The sequence below is a fragment of the Streptomyces sp. NPDC033178 genome, from assembly GCF_055577685.1.
Genome location: NZ_JBVIPT010000008.1, coordinates 133,945 through 148,947, shown reverse-complemented (window position 1 = coordinate 148,947; position 15,003 = coordinate 133,945). Strand labels below are relative to the sequence as shown.

The following is a 15,003-nucleotide window of genomic DNA, read 5'->3' as shown; positions in this document are numbered from 1 at the left end:
CCGCTCCTTGAGCTGCTACTGCTCCTGGCCCCTGCCTACGGGCTCGTCGACCTCGGGATACGCGACGAAGGTGCCCTTCGCGGGGAGCGTTACGACGAGGCCTCGTTCGCGGAGTTCGCGGGTGGCACGGCGGGCGGTCAGGTGCGCGACCCCGTACTCCTCGGCCAGGTCCCGTTCCCCCGGTAGCCGCGCACCGGGGCGCAGCTCCCCTGAAGCGATACGGGCCGCGATGTGGTCCGCCATCTGCATATAGACGTAGGCAATCTTCGTCGGGTCGATCGGCGACTGCCCTGACTCTGATGTCATTCGAACAACGTACGACAGCAGAGAACTCCACGGCTCACTGGAGCGCGGCAAACCGCTATACACCTCCCAGCTGCACCCTGTACGTGCTTTATGCGCAAAAGACCCCGGCGACGGAGGCAACCGTCCCGGGGCATGGCCGACGCTAAACCCTTGAAATGGAGCGCCAACGTGCTGGACCTTACCCTCCGATGCCTCTCCCGGATGCTGAGCATCTGCACCCCCACCCCCGAGGCCGCCACCGGCTCGGAGTGATCCCGCCCCTCCGGTTCACCCTCGTCCCACCGCCCCGTTTCAGCGGAGTCCTCCGCGGCCGCGCCGCCGAACACCGCCGCCAACGCGAACGCCGCCGCGCCCTCTATCTCGCCACGCTCGGCATCGACATCGGCCCGGACCGCATCCACGGCGTCCCGGTGACCGCCCGATGACGCGTCCCGCCGTACGGATGTGCGCACGCTGCCACCGCACGACGAGCCACCCGGTACTCGTCCACGAGGTGCACGCGGCGACGGGGCCGGGTTTCAACGTGTACGCATGCTCGGAGTGCGCCGACCTCTACCCACCCATGACCGACGTACTGGAACTCCCGGAGCCCGCTCCCCGCCGCCGCTCCCGCCTCACCCTTCGCGTCTACACGGTCGACGTGGACGGTGCCGTGACCGGGGATCGGGGCAAGGTCGAAGTCCGGACCGCCGGCCGTGGCGACCCACTCCCGCGAACGTCGGCGTACCCGCCGTGCGGATGCCCGCGCTGCCGGACGCGGGAGCGGGGGACGACTCAGGAAGCCTGATCCTGACAGGTGTCAGCCGACGCCCATCACACCCTCCCGGCCCGAACGCCGCCCCGCGTTCGGGCCGCTGTGTACCCAGACACGATCAGGCCACAAGCGTCCTCCGCTTGTCCCGATTCATCCCCATCCGCCCAAACGTGTAGGGAAGTTCGCGGTAGCGAAACCCATCGCCCCATGGATACCGTCAGTGCTCTTGACTGCACTTTTGTCTCACGGGGAGTTCACTGTGAAGCGCCGCTCTTTGCCCGTTGCTGCCGCGTTCGCCGCGACCGCGGCCCTGCTGCTGACGGCCTGCGGAAGCGGGGACGACAAGTCCAGCGACAACGACAAGATCGCGGGCTCCGACCAGGGGGCGGAGACGCCGAAGGAGTCGGCGGAGCCCTCGGGGGCACCGGCCGAGGACAAGCCGGACGGCGTCGACGTGTCGCTGCCCGCGGATATGGACCTGGTCTTCGACTGGGACAAGCCGAAGGACGAGAACGAGGCGGCGGCGATGGATGACGCCGCGAACTTCCTCCGCGCGATCTACCGAGGCGTCGACAAGCGCACGACCAAGGACGCGGCCGTTGCCGCCTACGCCACCGGCGACGGCCTGAACTACGCGAAGACACAGATCGACGCCTGGATCGACGGCGGTTGGACCGCCACCGGCACGTTGCGTCACTACGACGCCACCACCCGGTCCACCACCAACGGCAAGGCGGTGGAGGTGGCGTTCTGCGCGGACGCGGGCAAGTTCTACGGCAAGGAAATCAAGACCAAGAAGATCCTGACGACCAAGCCCAGCATTGAGGACTTCGACTACTTCAAGATCATCATGACCAAGTTGCCCACGGGCACGGGCCTGTGGCAGGCATCCAAGGTGTTCGTCGAGACGAAGGCGGCGAAGTGCCAGTGAACAGTCCGCGGCGCGCAGTCCTCAGCACCGCGGCTCTGACACTGGCCTTCGGTGCCCTCGTTCTCCCGGAATCCGCCTACGCGGCGAAGCCGGTGGGTTCCGACAAGGGAGCCAGCACAGATCAACAAGGCGGCGGAGACGAAACCGGCATCTACGCCGCAGCCCGCATCCAGTACTCCGGAGCTGTCGCCAAGGGCGGCAGCGGAAACGTGGCCTCCTCCGACGTCAACTGGACGCCACCACCCTGCTGGTACGCCCCCTACCTCGGCGCCAAGGACTTCAAGAAGAAGATGTCCAAGGACATCGACACCTCGAAGAACACGCCCGGCATGGGCGGCACCGCCGGCTCGGCCATCGGCGAGATGGAGCGCCACTACGAGGACGACTTCGGCTGGACCGACACCCCCGGCTACAAGGACTACAACGTCGAGAAGGACGGCGAGGGGATGTTCTGGGCCGGCGTCGAGAACCCCGACGAGCCGGACTACCTCAAGCGGAAATCGTGCACCGACCTGCCCTTCTGGGTCGAGAACGGCGAGGCCCCGCCGCCCCAGTACGAAGAGGCCATCACTCCGGAGATGCTCGCCGCCCTCGCGTACCAGCACATGGAGCTCCCGGACACCGAGGTCACGCTGGCTCCGGAGGCCATCACCAAGGTGAACCTGCCGACCTGGGCCTGGCTCGACGACGCGGCCTTCGACGAGGTCCAGGCGACGGCAGCCATCAACGTCCCCGGTTTCAACATCGAGGCGACCACGACCGCCACTCCCAAGTCGCTCACCCTCGATCCGGGAACCGAAGACGCCACCACCATCCCGGCCAACGGCGAATGCCCCATCGTCGACGGCAGGATCGGCGAGCCCTACGCCAAGGGCAAGGCCAGGGAAACCCCGCCTTGCGGCATCGTCTACGACCGCTCCTCCAACGGCGGAACCTTCCCGCTCAGGGCCTCCCTCACTTGGGAGATCAGCTGGACCGGCACCGGCCAGGCCGGCCCGGTGGCCCTGCCCGACGGCACGATCGAGGCCGTCCAGGACATCACCGTCCAGGAAGCCCAGGCCGTCAACCGCTGAGCGGAGCAAGGGGTACGCGGCCGGTTCAAACCCCACGGAGCCGGCCGCGACTCGCACCGACCACTGGTCTCCCCCTCCCTCCCCCCACTGACCAACCACTCAGGGAACCTGGACCATCACATGAGTGACCTTCGTCTCGAAGACACCGTCTTCGAAGACCTGAAGAAGACCTTCTCGACGATCAGCGACCGGATGGACAGCGCGCGCCGCACCCTCCGCGGTGCCGACGGCTCCGCGGTCGGGGAGAACAAACTCGTCGAGGAGGTCCACGAATTCGCCGACGACTGGGGCTACGGCATCAAGCAGCTCGGCAAGCACACTCAGGGCGCCGTGAAGATGATCAACAAGATAGGTGAGGAGTTCGGCAAGCTCGATCACGATCTCGCCGAGTCCCTCAAGACGAAGAAGAAGGGCAAGTAGTCGTGGCCGGCAAACGCCCCGCCTTTCCGAACATAGGCTGGGACCCGACGCCGGGAGACGTCGACGACACCCAGGACCTCGCCAAGAAACTCGGCGGCCTGGCGAGTGACCTCGGCACCACTCTCCGCGAGTTGGAGCGGATCGAGGCCGGTGCCTGGAAGGGCAAGACCGCGGTCGCCTTCACCGAGTACGTCGGCAAGGACGTCACCCCGCTCATCCGCAAGAGCCACGACTCCTTCGACAAGGCCTCGCGCGCCCTGCACCGGTGGGCGAACGAACTCCTCGACTTCCAGGACGAGGCGAACCGGCTGGAGAAGTCCGCCGGGGAGAAGCTGGAAGCCAGGGAGACGGCCCAGCAGAAAGCCGACGCAAAAGGCGACGGCAAGGGCAGCGAGGAACTCGGCAAGGCCTCCGGCGCGGTCGACGAGATCACGGGCAAGGTCCACGACCTGGAGGACCGCTACAAGCGGGCCGCCGGCAACATAAGCAAGGAGCTCGACAAGGCCGGCGACATCGCGCCTGACGAGCCCGGCTTCTGGGACAAGCTCACCAAGGGCGTCTCGGACGCGTGGGACGCAACCGGGCAGTGGATCAAGGACCACGCCGACATGATCAAGCTGATCGGCGATCTGCTGAGTGATCTGAGCGCCGTGCTGGGCCTGTTGGCCATCATCACTCTGCCCTTCCCGCCGCTGGCGGCGATCTTCGGTACCGCGGCCCTCATCGCGAGCGGTCTCGCGCTGGCAGCACACGGGTTGGCCAAGTGGGGCGGGGCCGATGTGAGCTGGATGCAGATGGGGCTCGACGCGGTGGGGCTGATGCCGGGCATCGGCATGTTCAGCAAGGGCATCAAGGTGGTCGGCGCCGGCAAGGCCGCGACGATGGCCGGGAACCTCGGCCAGGGTTTCACGAAGACCTCGATCGGCAGCTCACGCATCCTGATGGCCTTCGGCAAGAACTCCTCGGAGATCACAGGGGGACTTGGCAAGGCGGGCCTGGTGAAAATCGGCGGCAAGGCCGACGACGTCTACGAGGTCGCTCACGCAGCCAGCGGCCTGAAATCACGTATGGGGGGCCTTGCCGCCGCCGGCTACCACGAGGGCCAGTGGATCGGCTCCAAGGGCCTCAACCTGATCCCGGGCGTGAACATCAACCCCCTGGGAGCCGGTATCGCCATCGACGCGGGGGCCAAGATCTTCCCCAAGATCACGAGCATCCACCAGCACGTGGGGGATGCCTTGTTCCCCGGCGACCAGTTCGAGAAGTCGGCCACCGGAGGCTGAGGCTCCGGCCGGGAGTGACAGAGTGGACAGCCCAGAACGACCCTCCTGAGTCGCCGAGTAAGGAAGATGCACAAAAATATGAACATCTGGCAGCCGGAACCGGGGGAGACACTTCTCGGGCGCGCTCCGATTGCTTTCGCGACGGGCGCCGCCATGCGGGTCAAGGGCATGCGCTGGTTCCGCGACACCGAGCGCAACGACATCCAGAGCGAGTTGCCGGGCTGGCCCGAGGGACCGGTGTACACGAGCAGGTCCACGGGGGACGCGGTCGCGAGGAACACCGTGAAGGGAGCGGCGATGGCGCTGGGCGTCGCCGTCATGGCCGCCCTCAGTTCGGCCGGAGGCAATGTGAGCGGATCCTCCGGCCCCGACTCGGGCAAGGACACCCCGGACGACCGCGAGAACGAGGTCGAGGACTTTCCGGTCATGTGGGCCGCGCCGGACACGCTCGCCCGTACCCTGCCCTGGCAACTGGACCCTGGTCGCTCCGACGAGAAGCACTACCGAACGCACGCGATCATCACCGACCGCCGACTGGTCATCGTAGGCCTCCCATACCACAAGAAGGACGACAGACTCATCGAGGACGAAGTCCTCTGGGAGACGCCCCGGTCCAGCATCAGCGGGTTCAAGCACTGGGACTACAAGGACGGACACGACGTAAGAATCGTCTTCTCCGACGGCTCGTGGTGCAGGTTGAGCAGCATCAGGCGGCAGAAGGTCACCCGGTATCTGGTCCATCCCCTCGACCTGATCCCCTTGGACGACCTGACACCGGTACAGCGCGGCGCCATCGAGAATTTCGTCGCGACGGCCCACGCCCCTGACCTCGGAGCCCCCGTGGTCACTCGTCGCTCCTCCGGCTACTTCCGGGTCGAGGTTCCGGTGCCGAGCGAGCTGAGCTCCTTCTTCGGCTCCGGCAGCCGCAGTCTGGTCATGGACACCGACGGGGTCGAGGTACCGCACGAGGACATCCGCCCCGAAGACCTCTGACTCCCCGTACGCCTGACCAGAACGGCCCCGCCTTCCATGACTCCCCCCACCGAGACCACGAGCCCCCTTCCCACCGCCCCCTCCTCCCAAGAACCCCCGCCCATCTGGTTCCTGGCCCCCGAAGGCTTCTTCGCCCTCCCTCTCGCCGCCACTGCAGAGGAACGAGCCGAGCTCTCCCAGTCCTTCGTACGAGAGCTCTACTCCCGCGGCGACGAGAACATATGGGAACCGGCCGCCCCGTACTACGCGGCGATGGCCGAGATGATGGCGGGCACCGGAGTCTCGTACTCGGCGATGGGGCTGTTCTCGACGGCCGACGAGAACGGGACGCAGGACGACGGGGTGCAGGTCGACGGGACGCAGGACGGGGAAGTCGCCCGGCACGAAGGAGCCGACGGAGTCGCCCAGTGCGCCCTCACCGTGGCCGCCGTGCCGACGGACCAGGCCGATGCCGACACCGACGTCGTGGCCCAGGGCATCCTCGCGATCCTCTCCGGCGACGAGTACAACGACGCCCGCTGGCTCGACCTGCCCTGCGGTCCTGCTGTGTCCTGCGTGACGCTGCGCGAGTACAGGATCAAACCGGAACTGACGGAGACCGGCGAGCAGGTCGATCTGCTCACAGGACAGATCCAGGTCCATGTCCCTTTCCCCACGGGCCCGTTCACCGCGGTCTTCACGCTCCACACGGCGTCCATGGACTACTGGACCGAGTTCTGCGACCTGATGGCAGCCGTCCTCCAGACGGTGTCCTTCACGGATCCGACGGAGAGTGCGGAGGGTGCGGAGGGTGCGGAGGGTGCGGAGGGTGCGGAGGAGAGCCAAGCATGGTGATCGTCGAGACCGATTCCAACCCAGCCGTGTGGTTTCACATGCCCCTGCGTGGCACCGGGGCGGAATTCGCGCAGTGGATGGACCTGCGACTCAAGGCGAGAGCACTGGTCCACCGGCGCAAGCTCACCTGGCGTGAGAAGCGGCAGACGAAGAAGTTCCTGGAGAGTTCGGCCGCCATGCTGCGCGACCGCGTCGAGGCCGACCAGGCGTTCCTCTTCGGCCCGATGCCCCCGCAGGCGTCACCTCTGGTCCTCTTCACCAAGCAGTTCGTCTGCGACGAGGAACACAGCCCCCTGCACCTGAGCATGCTGGTCGAACCCGACCCCGACCCCGCGGCCGCCGCTGCGAGTCGGCACGTGGACACGGTCCCCTTCGTCTCGCCCCACTTCGGCGAGGGCCTGCGCTGCGTGCGCAGTTGGACCCGCCCCGACGGTGGCCCGATCATCTCCGTCGCCTACGCATGGAACGACGCGGCCCGCGATATCGACCTGGTACTCAAGGGCCACTACGACGACCCCGAGCTCCTCGAAGCCTCTTTCGACGCCATCGACGACTTCGCAAGAAGCATTCGGATCGCCTGACCAACTCCGCGGACACGCGGACCAGAACACCTTGGGGGACAAGGACATGGCAGGGTCGGCCAAGCCAAGACGGCCGAGGGCAGCCGCACCTTCGTTGCGGTATGAGCACCGGCCCGGCAAACGGTCGGGGAGCAAGGGCAAGGGTTCCGAGAAGGGCGACAAGGCGTTCGGCTGTCTCGTCTTCCTCTCCCTTTCAGCCATCTTCGCCCTCCTCGTCCTTTCGGACATGTTCTGGGGCGACGAAACCTGGGAATGGTCGGCCGACACATGGCTTGGCGGCGCGTACGGCTTCGCGGTGTTCTTGGGTGCGTTGGTGCCGTGTGTGGCGACGCTCTTCGTCCTGACCTCATCCCGTACGGACTGGAAATCCTGGAAGGCTCACAAGGCACGCTCGTTCGGCTGCACGCTGCTGGCCGTCATGTGCGGAGTGGCGATGCTGCAGCTCGTGTCGCTGATCTTCAACGCCCAGGACACCGGCAAGTGGGGCCGCGGTCGCGACACTCCCCCCAGCTGGGTCTTCACCAACTACCCCTGGCTGTGGGCGGTCGGCCTGGTGTCCACCATCGCCACGGCCACCCTGCTGATCGCCTTGGCCGTGGCACGCGACAAGCGGACGTCGCCGGCCGGTGACGCCGGTGCGCCCGAACCGAATTGACTCCGTTTGCCGCCTCTTGTTGTCTCTCGCGGAGAACTTCGCAGTGGCGAAAACCCGCCCCCCACAGCTAGCGTCGGGCGACATGCGACAGACCGCGCCCGCCGACCGGACCGCCGATGGCAAGACCGATGGCGAGAACGAGGGTGAGACCGACGGTGAGAACGTCTTCGGCCTGATCACGCCCGAGGACTGGTTTCGCATTCCGCTTCTTCCCGAGGAACGGCGTGAAGCGTCCGTGAGTGCCCTGATCAAGAGGCAGTTCGCAGGTGTGGACGACCAGCCGGTGCTTCGCCGTCAGGCGGAGGAACAGTTGCTGGGGGCCGCCGAGGCGGGTGTCGAGCAGGGCGGAGTGGTGCTCTACCTGTCGTTCCTGGAAGCGGCGGGCATCCCTCTCTCCGCGTCCCTGCTGATCTCCCGCATCCACCAGCGGTTCGACAGCCTCGACGCGGTCTCGGCGCTCAGGGGCAAGGGCGAGGCGGCTCTCGTACGGCTGCCGGCCGCTGGGCGGGCGGCCCGGCGGCGACGGTCGGAGCGGACCCGGGAGGCCCGGCGGCTCGGCACCGAGTTCGAGGACACGATCGTGGAGTACTTCGTGCCCGTACCGGATCGCGACGAAGTTCTGATGCTGACGTTCAGCACCCCGCTGGAGCCCATCGCGGACTCGATGGTGGAGCTCTTCGACGCGGTCGCCGGGACCCTGCGCTGGCAGAAAAAGGCCCAGCCAACTCAACCGGACCAGACAACTCAAGCAAGTCAGGCAGCTCAACCAGCCCAGACAACTCAAACAAGTCAGGCAGCTCAAGCAACTCAGCAACCACGGGGGCAACAGGCATGACGGAGGGGCGACTCAGGGTCTCCACCGAGGATCTGCACACGGCCGGGGTGGGTCTGCGGACGGTGGCCACGGAGTTCGAGGGGCTCGACAAGCTCCTGGACGCGTACGACCGGCGGACGGTCGGGCACAAGCTGCTGCAGGAGAGGCTGCAGGAGTTCTCCGACGGCTGGAACGACAACCGCGAGAAGATGATCGAGGAGATCAAGGGCCTGGGCGAGGTCGCCAAGACGGCCGGCGAGGCGTACACCCAGATCGACGACGAGCTCTACAAGGCGCTCGTCGGTCAGGACAAGAACGGCAAGAGCAAGACCGGCAAGGACCAGAAGTGACGCGCCCCGCCGACCACCGCTGGGAGGTGCTGGGCGAGAGCGAGGACCCCGTACCGGGTGATGTGTACGACCTCACGGCGCTCGCCAAGCGTTTCACCGCCACCGCGAAGACCATCTCGGACGCCGCCGCCGCGCTGCGCAGGCTCGGCGACCAGAAGAGCTGGGACTCCAAGGCGGGCCGGGAGTTCGCCGAGAAAGCCGACGACACCGCGAAGACCGTGAGCAAGGCGCACGGCCGCTACGAGGAGGCCGGCGCCGCGCTGAAGGAGTACCACACCGAACTCTCGACGATCCAGGGCGAGGCGGACGGGCTACTGAGGCAGGCCGAGACGAAGAGCGGCGATCTCACGACCGCGAAGTCCAAGGCCGACAACCCGCCCAAGGACACCGACAGGGCCGGGCAGAAGACGCTCGACACCGCGGTGACGGACCTGCAGGGCGACCTGGACGGCCTGCGCGGGCAGCTCGCCACGCTCAAGAGCCGCCACAACACGGCGGGCAACTCCGCCGCCAAGCGCATCCACGAGATCACCGAGGGCGACGACCTCAACGACTCCTGGCTGGACGACCTGCGCGACACCCTGAACATCGTCGCCGACATCGCGGGTGCCGTCGCCGCCGTCTGCGGGGTGGTGGCGCTCCTTGTCGGCTGGATCCCGATCATCGGCCAGGCGATCGCCGGTGTCCTCGGCACGATCGCGCTGATCGCCACCGCCATCTCACTCGTCTGCCATCTGCTCCTCGCCATCAACGGCGACGGGTCGTGGGGAGACGTCGCCATGGACGTACTGGGCCTTGCGACCTTCGGTATCGGACGGGTCTTCTCCGCCGGTGCCAAGCTCGCCGCCACGGCCGGCCGCAGTCGTGTCTGGACCGCGGCGGCCCAGTACGTACGCGGGTGGAATCCGGCTATGAGCTCGGCCGCGCGGCGCGCGCTGGTCATCGAGATGGTCGGTGCGCGCGCCGGGGCGACCGGAGCGGCCGCCGCGCCCCGAGTGGGTCTGGGGGGCGCGTTCAGGGGTCTTGGCACCTCCTTCGTCGACGACCTGGGCACGATCCGGAGCAACTGGAGTGACCTGTTCAAGGTCGGCGACAACGTCTCGGCGGTACGGGACGCCTACCGTGCGGGTGGCGCGCGCGGCCTCGCGAGCATGTACGTCGGCCCCGGAATGGTCGACGAGCTCTCCAGGATCAAGAACATCGATCCGACGGACCTGAGCTTCATCGGCACGCCCGACGCCTTCAAGCAGGCCATGTCGTACAACTCGTGGGCGCTCGGGGCGACCGGTACCGGGGCCACCTCCGACTCCAACAGCTTCATCGGGCTCTTCGAGAGCAACGACATCGACGTGACCGGCCCCGACGCCTCGCTGGCGGGGAGGTAGCCGCCGGTGAACACCCCGGAGACGGCCGCGGCCGCCGACTGGCACGAGTGCCGCGTCACACTGCCCGCCCCGCACAACTGGCTCGTACTCGACCTCACCGCCGAGCGGCCCGAGCAGTGGGCGCGGGCGGCGGCCGACGAGCACTTCTCGGCCGACGACACCCCCGCCGACTGGCGCGAGGCGTTCGCCGAGGACGTGCTCTGGTACTGGGCCGTCGCCGCCCGGCAGAAGGCGCTCTGCGCGGCGGTCCTCGCGCCTCAGGACGGCGGCGTGGCCGCGTTCTACTGCGTACGGGAACTGGGGGGCGCCCCGGCCGAGTCGCTGCGCCTGGATGTGCTGCGCGCGGAGGCCGAGGCCGCCGAGGGGCCGTTCTTCCGTCCTCCGGAGATCACGGAGGTGGAACTGCCGCTGGGCGCCGCGCTGCGCGTGCACCGGCTGGAGCCCACGGATCCCGAGGCGGACAGCGGCAATGTGCTGGAGGGTGTGGCGCACTACGTGCTGCCGCGCGAGCACCCCACCGCGCTGGAGTGCCGCCTGCTCTGGGGCGCTCCGGGGCTGGGCGAGGAGCTGGGAAAGATGGCCGACGAGCTGGCGGACTCAGTCCGACTTGTCTGACTCGCCGTCCTTGTCGAGAGAAGTGCCGAGGGAAGTGCCGGGAGAGGTGTCGGCAGAGGTGTCGCGAGAGGTGCCGCCAGAGCTGGGGAGCAGCCCTCCCACGCCTCCCAGCCCGAACCGTTCCCACGGGACGAAGGCCAGTGGCATCCAGCTGAAGCCGACGACGAAGAAGCTCACCAGGGTCGTCGGTCCCTTGGGAAGGATCCAGCCGAGCTGGGCGGCAAACAGCGAGACGACAACCAGGTAGACGCTGAACACGACGATGGCGAGCCCCTTGAGCAGGGCCTCGCCCGGTCCGAGCCTGGGCTTCTCGTCGGTCCCGCGGACCGCCGCGAGGAGGAGCAGGGGCAGCATCAGACCCAGCAGGCCACCCATGCCGATGCCGCCGATGCCCACGGCGTTCCGTCCGTCGTCAGGGACCGCAGACGACAGGAACGAGTCGTCGGCCAGGCCGATGGTCAGGGCAACGCCCGCGAAGGCGCCGAGCGTCATGGTCGCCAGGACGAGCAGCAGCCCCGCACCGAACGCGATGTTCCCTGCCGTCGACCGCCCAGGACTCTGCCCCGGGGACTCCCCGGCCCCTGATCCAACAGACATGGACTCTCCCATTCCTCGCGGGGTCCGGACGAGGATAGCTGGCCGGGTCGGCCAGGAGGAGTGGGGCGGGGGCCGGAACCGGAGGGGGCGGCTCCATACGGAAGCACCCTGCACAGCCGACCGGCGCCCGCACCGCCCCCGGAATCAACCGCCTAGCGGTTCACGGACTGAATCTCCTTGACCGTGACGTTCTCCTCGTACGTGGACAGACCGTCCGGCAGAGCGGGCTGCTGCGGCGGGCCGTCCGGGTCGGCGGAGTCGGTCCAGGTCACCTTCCAGGTGATCGACGCCTTGAAGGGGTAGGTTCCGGTGCCGGACGAGCGACGGTAGGTGACGTTGCAGCCCGCGTCCCCGCTGTCGACCGTGTAGCCGTTCTTGCCCTTCACGAGGTCGTACGTGCAGGTCGCCGGGTCGGCGTCGTCGGTACCGGCCTCGACCTTGAGCGCGACCGGGGTCGCGACGGTGGTCGCGGCCATCTGGACGCCCTTGTAGTCGATGCTCGCGGTCGTCCACACGCGATCGAAGTCGCCCTTGAACTTCACCCGCGTACCGAGGTTCACGATGAGCCGGTCCGCGCGCGGGCTCAGTTCGACGGGCGGCGCGGGCAACTTGGTGGAGTTGAAGGCGAGTTCGGAAAGGGTCTCGGGGGTGAGCTTGTTGGGATCGGGCTGCGGGTCGGCCGGCGGGACCCAGATCTCCCAGTTGTCCGTGGTGACGGGGCAGGCGTCGGTGTACTCGTCGTTGCGGAACTGCACCTGCCACCACAGGCCCTTGTCGTCCTTGCGGTAGCCCTCTTCCTCGCGCTTCCTGGCGTAGCTCGCCGCGGGCTCCTGCGCCCCGTCGTACGCGGTCTTGATGAACTCCTCGTACTCCTCAGAGGTGTACATGGGCTCGTACCAGCAGACCGGGGGCTTCCAGTTCGCGTTCGAGGACGTGGTGGTCGAGGTGGGGCCGCCCGAACCGGCCTTGCTCTGGTCGATACGGATGTGGGCGCCGATGGTGCCGTTGCCGGAACCGGCGCCGGAGTCCTGGTTCGGCTGGTCGGGCGCGGTGGTCCCCTGGTCTCCGCCGGTGGTCTCACCCGCGTACGCCGGGAAGCCCGTCCCCAGTGCCATGACCAGCCCCGCGACCACGGCCGTCCGCAGAACAGGACGAACCACGCCCGTCCCTGTGCCGATACTCGTACGTATCCCCGTACCTATCCCTGCACGCACGACGCGTCCCCCTTCTTCCAGTTCTGCTGCGTCACCTGCCAGTCGCCGCGGGAGTCCTTCTCGACCTGGAGCGTGTAGAGGACGAAGTCCTTGTCGCTCGGCTGGGTGCGCTGCACCTTCTCGGTCTTGATCACCTTGTTGTACGCCTTGCTCTGGTCCTCGCAGTAACGGGCCGCCGCCTTCTTGCCGTTCGCGACGTCGGTGACCTCGAAGTCGAAGTACCGGTAGTCGCCCGTGACGGTCAGCCCGTCCTTCTTGACCGTCGCCACTCGATCGCCCCAGTAGGCGAGGGCATTCGCCGCGAAGTAGCGGTTCATGTTGGCGGTCCGGCCGTCTCCCTCGGCGAAGGCCTCGATACGGGCCTGCGCCGCGTACGCCACGTCCCGCACGATCGCGTCCTTCGCCGCGTCCCCGGTCGACTCCTTCTGAACGTCCACCGTGATGTCCGAGGGCAGGTCGAAGTCCGGCGCCCCCTTCTCGGCGGACGCGGACGCCGACGGCGTCGGAGAACTCGTCCCGTCCCCGCCCGCTCCTGCGATCTTGTCGTTCCCGGAGTCGCCCGAATCGCTGCTGCAACCGGTGAGAGAAAGAGCGGCAGCAGCGAGAAGGCAGGCCACGGCCGTCCGCCGTCGCGTGGTCAGCATGTACGTATCCCAGGGTTGAGTGATCGGAATGTCCGGTGGTCGTGCGGTCAGGAAGCGTTGGGGAAGTTGAGAAACGAAGAAGTGCCGCGTACTGAAACGGACTTGAGTGGCACGAGAGGGCACAGGGACACACGCAAAGATGCTGACACATGGTTCCCGAACGCCAACACACCGCAGGTCGTCACGACTGCCGCACACGGCAGCCGATGATCATTACGGCATGCCCGGCTAGTCCCATGCCCGGAACCCATGACTCGCCTCGCTCAACGGCGATCACACCCAGTGCAGCGTTCCTGCGACGGCATCGAACAGCTCGACCATCTGGTCCGCCAATGGGTCCACCGGTGTGGAGAAGCTCAGCATCAGCCATCTGGTTGTCGCCGGAATCGGGACGTAGTAGGTGAGGGTCGTGGTGGGCAACGTGTTGCCCAACTGGGCGGTGGGGTCCGGGGCATCGCGGCGACGTCGGCGTACGGCCATGCCCGCCACGTCCAGACGCACGACGCCCAGTTCACCCTCGGGTTCGCCGCCATCGAGCACCGCAAGGTGTTCCGCGAGCTCTTCGGCATCCGAACACTTCGGCCACTCGTCAGGGCCCGGCAAGCTGGTGAGCAGCGAGGAAGCGAGCGGGACAGGTCCAACGACAAGGGTCGAGAGGTACAGCTCCATACCTCCGACGTCGTATGCGTCCTTCGCCTTTCTCTGCACATCTCGCATGAACTGCTCTCTGAGGTGCGGAGCGTTGTCGATTCCACGAAACTGCAGATCGGCAAGGGCTGCAATGCCTCGATCGCGCTGTTCGGGGTCAAGCGACAGCTGAAACCAGCCATCCGGAACAATCACGTTGTAGTCCTGCGGCGGCGAACTGAACTCACTGGCTGTCTTCACGCTGCTGTCACTCCACGGGGCCTGAGGCGATCTCTTGGCCGTTGGCGTCGAGCGGAACATTCCTCATCGTGGCCACCAACTCATCGGTCACTTGCGTGAGTTCATCCGTGAGCTGGATGTCTTGCCAATTCGCTGTGATGACAATGAATTGTTCGATCCCTGGCGGGAACACGGCATACTTGACGAACTCGTTAAGGCGACTCCCGAAGCCGAACATTCGCTTGGCCTTCGCCATCGCCTGAATCCGGACAGCAGGTCCGGCAGGAAGATCCATGTATGAAACTTCCGGTTCGCCGGCAACCACCGTACGATCCGGTCCCGATCGGACCAGCAATGGCTGAACCTCTTCGCGAGATGGCCGGGGCTCATCTTCTTCGCCATAGGCGTCGACCACGAAATTGATCAGGCCGACCCCGTCCTTTCCATAGTAGGAGGCCGCGAAGATCGGATCGTCACTGTTGAGATCCACAGCCCGATCGATCAGGTCACCCAACAGCTCCCGTCGTCCGACCTGGAGTTCGAGCGGGTTGAACCCGTCGAGCGCCGCACCGGCCAGACCCGTCGCTTCGCCCTTCGACCCGCCTTGGAGTGTCAGATCCACCCAACCCGCCCCGAGATCGAAGCGGCACGCGAAGTCGTCAGCACCCAAGGGAACGCCTCCTGAGG

The 15,003-nt window shown here is 67.0% G+C and carries 20 protein-coding genes; 14 read left to right on the top strand and 6 right to left on the bottom strand.

The genetic code is table 11. From position 1 onward, the window contains the following. Positions 1 to 15: 15 nt before the first annotated feature. Positions 16 to 306, bottom strand: coding sequence for a GntR family transcriptional regulator (locus tag ACZ5VQ_RS21305; RefSeq protein WP_469106264.1), 291 nt, complete (start codon positions 304 to 306; stop codon positions 16 to 18). A 188-nt stretch (positions 307 to 494) separates the two neighbouring features. Between ACZ5VQ_RS21305 and ACZ5VQ_RS21300 the strand changes: the two genes are divergently transcribed. The 14 genes from ACZ5VQ_RS21300 (at position 495) to ACZ5VQ_RS21235 (ending at position 10,994) form a co-directional block, all read left to right on the top strand. Continuing rightward, positions 495 to 731, top strand: coding sequence for a hypothetical protein (locus tag ACZ5VQ_RS21300; protein WP_469106263.1), 237 nt, complete (start codon positions 495 to 497; stop codon positions 729 to 731). After that, a complete protein-coding gene (locus tag ACZ5VQ_RS21295; protein ID WP_469106262.1) occupies positions 728 to 1,093 on the top strand; it encodes a hypothetical protein in 366 nt (121 codons plus the stop codon). Before ACZ5VQ_RS21300 ends, ACZ5VQ_RS21295 begins: the two co-directional genes overlap by 4 nt. 226 nt (positions 1,094 to 1,319) lie before the next feature. After that, positions 1,320 to 1,991: a hypothetical protein gene (locus ACZ5VQ_RS21290; RefSeq protein ID WP_469106261.1), complete on the top strand. Its 672-nt coding sequence runs from the start codon at positions 1,320 to 1,322 to the stop codon at positions 1,989 to 1,991. Then, positions 1,988 to 3,064 (top strand): hypothetical protein, encoded by a 1,077-nt coding sequence (locus ACZ5VQ_RS21285; RefSeq protein WP_469106260.1) that lies wholly within the window; start codon positions 1,988 to 1,990, stop codon positions 3,062 to 3,064. The genes ACZ5VQ_RS21290 and ACZ5VQ_RS21285 overlap by 4 nt, the downstream gene beginning before the upstream one ends. Positions 3,065 to 3,184: 120 nt before the next feature. After that, a complete protein-coding gene (locus ACZ5VQ_RS21280) occupies positions 3,185 to 3,484 on the top strand; it encodes a hypothetical protein (RefSeq protein ID WP_469106259.1) in 300 nt (99 codons plus the stop codon). 2 nt (positions 3,485 to 3,486) lie between these two features. Continuing rightward, positions 3,487 to 4,767, top strand: coding sequence for an enoyl-CoA hydratase/isomerase family protein (locus tag ACZ5VQ_RS21275; protein WP_469106258.1), 1,281 nt, complete (start codon positions 3,487 to 3,489; stop codon positions 4,765 to 4,767). 78 nt (positions 4,768 to 4,845) lie between these two features. Next, on the top strand, positions 4,846 to 5,760 hold the full coding sequence (locus ACZ5VQ_RS21270) for a hypothetical protein (RefSeq protein WP_469106257.1): 915 nt from the start codon (positions 4,846 to 4,848) through the stop codon (positions 5,758 to 5,760). Positions 5,761 to 5,796: 36 nt separating this feature from the next. After that, the gene (locus tag ACZ5VQ_RS21265; protein ID WP_469106256.1) at positions 5,797 to 6,594 is read left to right on the top strand and encodes a hypothetical protein; all 798 of its coding nucleotides are present in this window, start codon (positions 5,797 to 5,799) and stop codon (positions 6,592 to 6,594) included. Next, positions 6,588 to 7,175 carry a hypothetical protein gene (locus tag ACZ5VQ_RS21260; RefSeq protein WP_469106255.1) on the top strand — a complete coding sequence of 196 codons (588 nt, stop codon included), beginning with the start codon at positions 6,588 to 6,590 and terminating at the stop codon, positions 7,173 to 7,175. Before ACZ5VQ_RS21265 ends, ACZ5VQ_RS21260 begins: the two co-directional genes overlap by 7 nt. 94 nt (positions 7,176 to 7,269) lie before the next feature. Next, on the top strand, positions 7,270 to 7,830 hold the full coding sequence (locus tag ACZ5VQ_RS21255) for a hypothetical protein (protein WP_469106254.1): 561 nt from the start codon (positions 7,270 to 7,272) through the stop codon (positions 7,828 to 7,830). An 82-nt stretch (positions 7,831 to 7,912) separates the two neighbouring features. Beyond that, positions 7,913 to 8,665 carry a hypothetical protein gene (locus ACZ5VQ_RS21250; RefSeq protein WP_469106253.1) on the top strand — a complete coding sequence of 251 codons (753 nt, stop codon included), beginning with the start codon at positions 7,913 to 7,915 and terminating at the stop codon, positions 8,663 to 8,665. Next, entirely contained in the window at positions 8,662 to 8,994 is a 333-nt protein-coding gene (locus tag ACZ5VQ_RS21245) for a hypothetical protein (RefSeq protein ID WP_143643478.1), read from the top strand. Before ACZ5VQ_RS21250 ends, ACZ5VQ_RS21245 begins: the two co-directional genes overlap by 4 nt. After that, the gene (locus tag ACZ5VQ_RS21240; RefSeq protein ID WP_469106252.1) at positions 8,991 to 10,379 is read left to right on the top strand and encodes a putative T7SS-secreted protein; all 1,389 of its coding nucleotides are present in this window, start codon (positions 8,991 to 8,993) and stop codon (positions 10,377 to 10,379) included. The genes ACZ5VQ_RS21245 and ACZ5VQ_RS21240 overlap by 4 nt, the downstream gene beginning before the upstream one ends. A 6-nt stretch (positions 10,380 to 10,385) precedes the next feature. Then, positions 10,386 to 10,994: a hypothetical protein gene (locus tag ACZ5VQ_RS21235; protein WP_469106251.1), complete on the top strand. Its 609-nt coding sequence runs from the start codon at positions 10,386 to 10,388 to the stop codon at positions 10,992 to 10,994. On the opposite strand, the gene ACZ5VQ_RS21230 is transcribed toward ACZ5VQ_RS21235, so the two are convergent. The 5 genes from ACZ5VQ_RS21230 to ACZ5VQ_RS21210 all read right to left on the bottom strand — a co-directional run bounded on the left by ACZ5VQ_RS21230 (position 10,977) and on the right by ACZ5VQ_RS21210 (position 14,986). Further along, positions 10,977 to 11,591: a hypothetical protein gene (locus tag ACZ5VQ_RS21230; protein ID WP_469106250.1), complete on the bottom strand. Its 615-nt coding sequence runs from the start codon at positions 11,589 to 11,591 to the stop codon at positions 10,977 to 10,979. The two genes, ACZ5VQ_RS21235 and ACZ5VQ_RS21230, sit on opposite strands and share 18 nt — an antisense overlap. Positions 11,592 to 11,743: 152 nt before the next feature. Then, entirely contained in the window at positions 11,744 to 12,751 is a 1,008-nt protein-coding gene (locus ACZ5VQ_RS21225) for a hypothetical protein (protein ID WP_469106249.1), read from the bottom strand. Between the two features lie 38 nt (positions 12,752 to 12,789). Then, positions 12,790 to 13,449, bottom strand: a complete 660-nt coding sequence (locus tag ACZ5VQ_RS21220) for a hypothetical protein (RefSeq protein WP_469106248.1) — start codon at positions 13,447 to 13,449, stop codon at positions 12,790 to 12,792. Positions 13,450 to 13,722: 273 nt separating this feature from the next. Next, the gene (locus ACZ5VQ_RS21215; protein WP_469106247.1) at positions 13,723 to 14,337 is read right to left on the bottom strand and encodes a hypothetical protein; all 615 of its coding nucleotides are present in this window, start codon (positions 14,335 to 14,337) and stop codon (positions 13,723 to 13,725) included. A 7-nt stretch (positions 14,338 to 14,344) separates the two neighbouring features. Next, a complete protein-coding gene (locus tag ACZ5VQ_RS21210; protein WP_469106246.1) occupies positions 14,345 to 14,986 on the bottom strand; it encodes a hypothetical protein in 642 nt (213 codons plus the stop codon). Positions 14,987 to 15,003: the final 17 nt, after the last annotated feature.

Excerpts from the sequence above, each read along its gene's own strand:
- ACZ5VQ_RS21305 (WP_469106264.1), bottom strand. The coding sequence starts at position 306 with ATGACATCAGAGTCAGGGCAGTCGCCGATCGACCCGACGAAGATTGCC.
- ACZ5VQ_RS21300 (WP_469106263.1), top strand. The coding sequence starts at position 495 with ATGCCTCTCCCGGATGCTGAGCATCTGCACCCCCACCCCCGAGGCCGC.
- ACZ5VQ_RS21295 (WP_469106262.1), top strand. The coding sequence starts at position 728 with ATGACGCGTCCCGCCGTACGGATGTGCGCACGCTGCCACCGCACGACG.
- ACZ5VQ_RS21280 (WP_469106259.1), top strand. The coding sequence starts at position 3,185 with ATGAGTGACCTTCGTCTCGAAGACACCGTCTTCGAAGACCTGAAGAAG.
- ACZ5VQ_RS21270 (WP_469106257.1), top strand. The coding sequence starts at position 4,846 with ATGAACATCTGGCAGCCGGAACCGGGGGAGACACTTCTCGGGCGCGCT.
- ACZ5VQ_RS21265 (WP_469106256.1), top strand. The coding sequence starts at position 5,797 with ATGACTCCCCCCACCGAGACCACGAGCCCCCTTCCCACCGCCCCCTCC.
- ACZ5VQ_RS21260 (WP_469106255.1), top strand. The coding sequence starts at position 6,588 with ATGGTGATCGTCGAGACCGATTCCAACCCAGCCGTGTGGTTTCACATG.
- ACZ5VQ_RS21250 (WP_469106253.1), top strand. The coding sequence starts at position 7,913 with ATGCGACAGACCGCGCCCGCCGACCGGACCGCCGATGGCAAGACCGAT.
- ACZ5VQ_RS21245 (WP_143643478.1), top strand. The coding sequence starts at position 8,662 with ATGACGGAGGGGCGACTCAGGGTCTCCACCGAGGATCTGCACACGGCC.
- ACZ5VQ_RS21230 (WP_469106250.1), bottom strand. The coding sequence starts at position 11,591 with ATGTCTGTTGGATCAGGGGCCGGGGAGTCCCCGGGGCAGAGTCCTGGG.
- ACZ5VQ_RS21220 (WP_469106248.1), bottom strand. The coding sequence starts at position 13,449 with ATGCTGACCACGCGACGGCGGACGGCCGTGGCCTGCCTTCTCGCTGCT.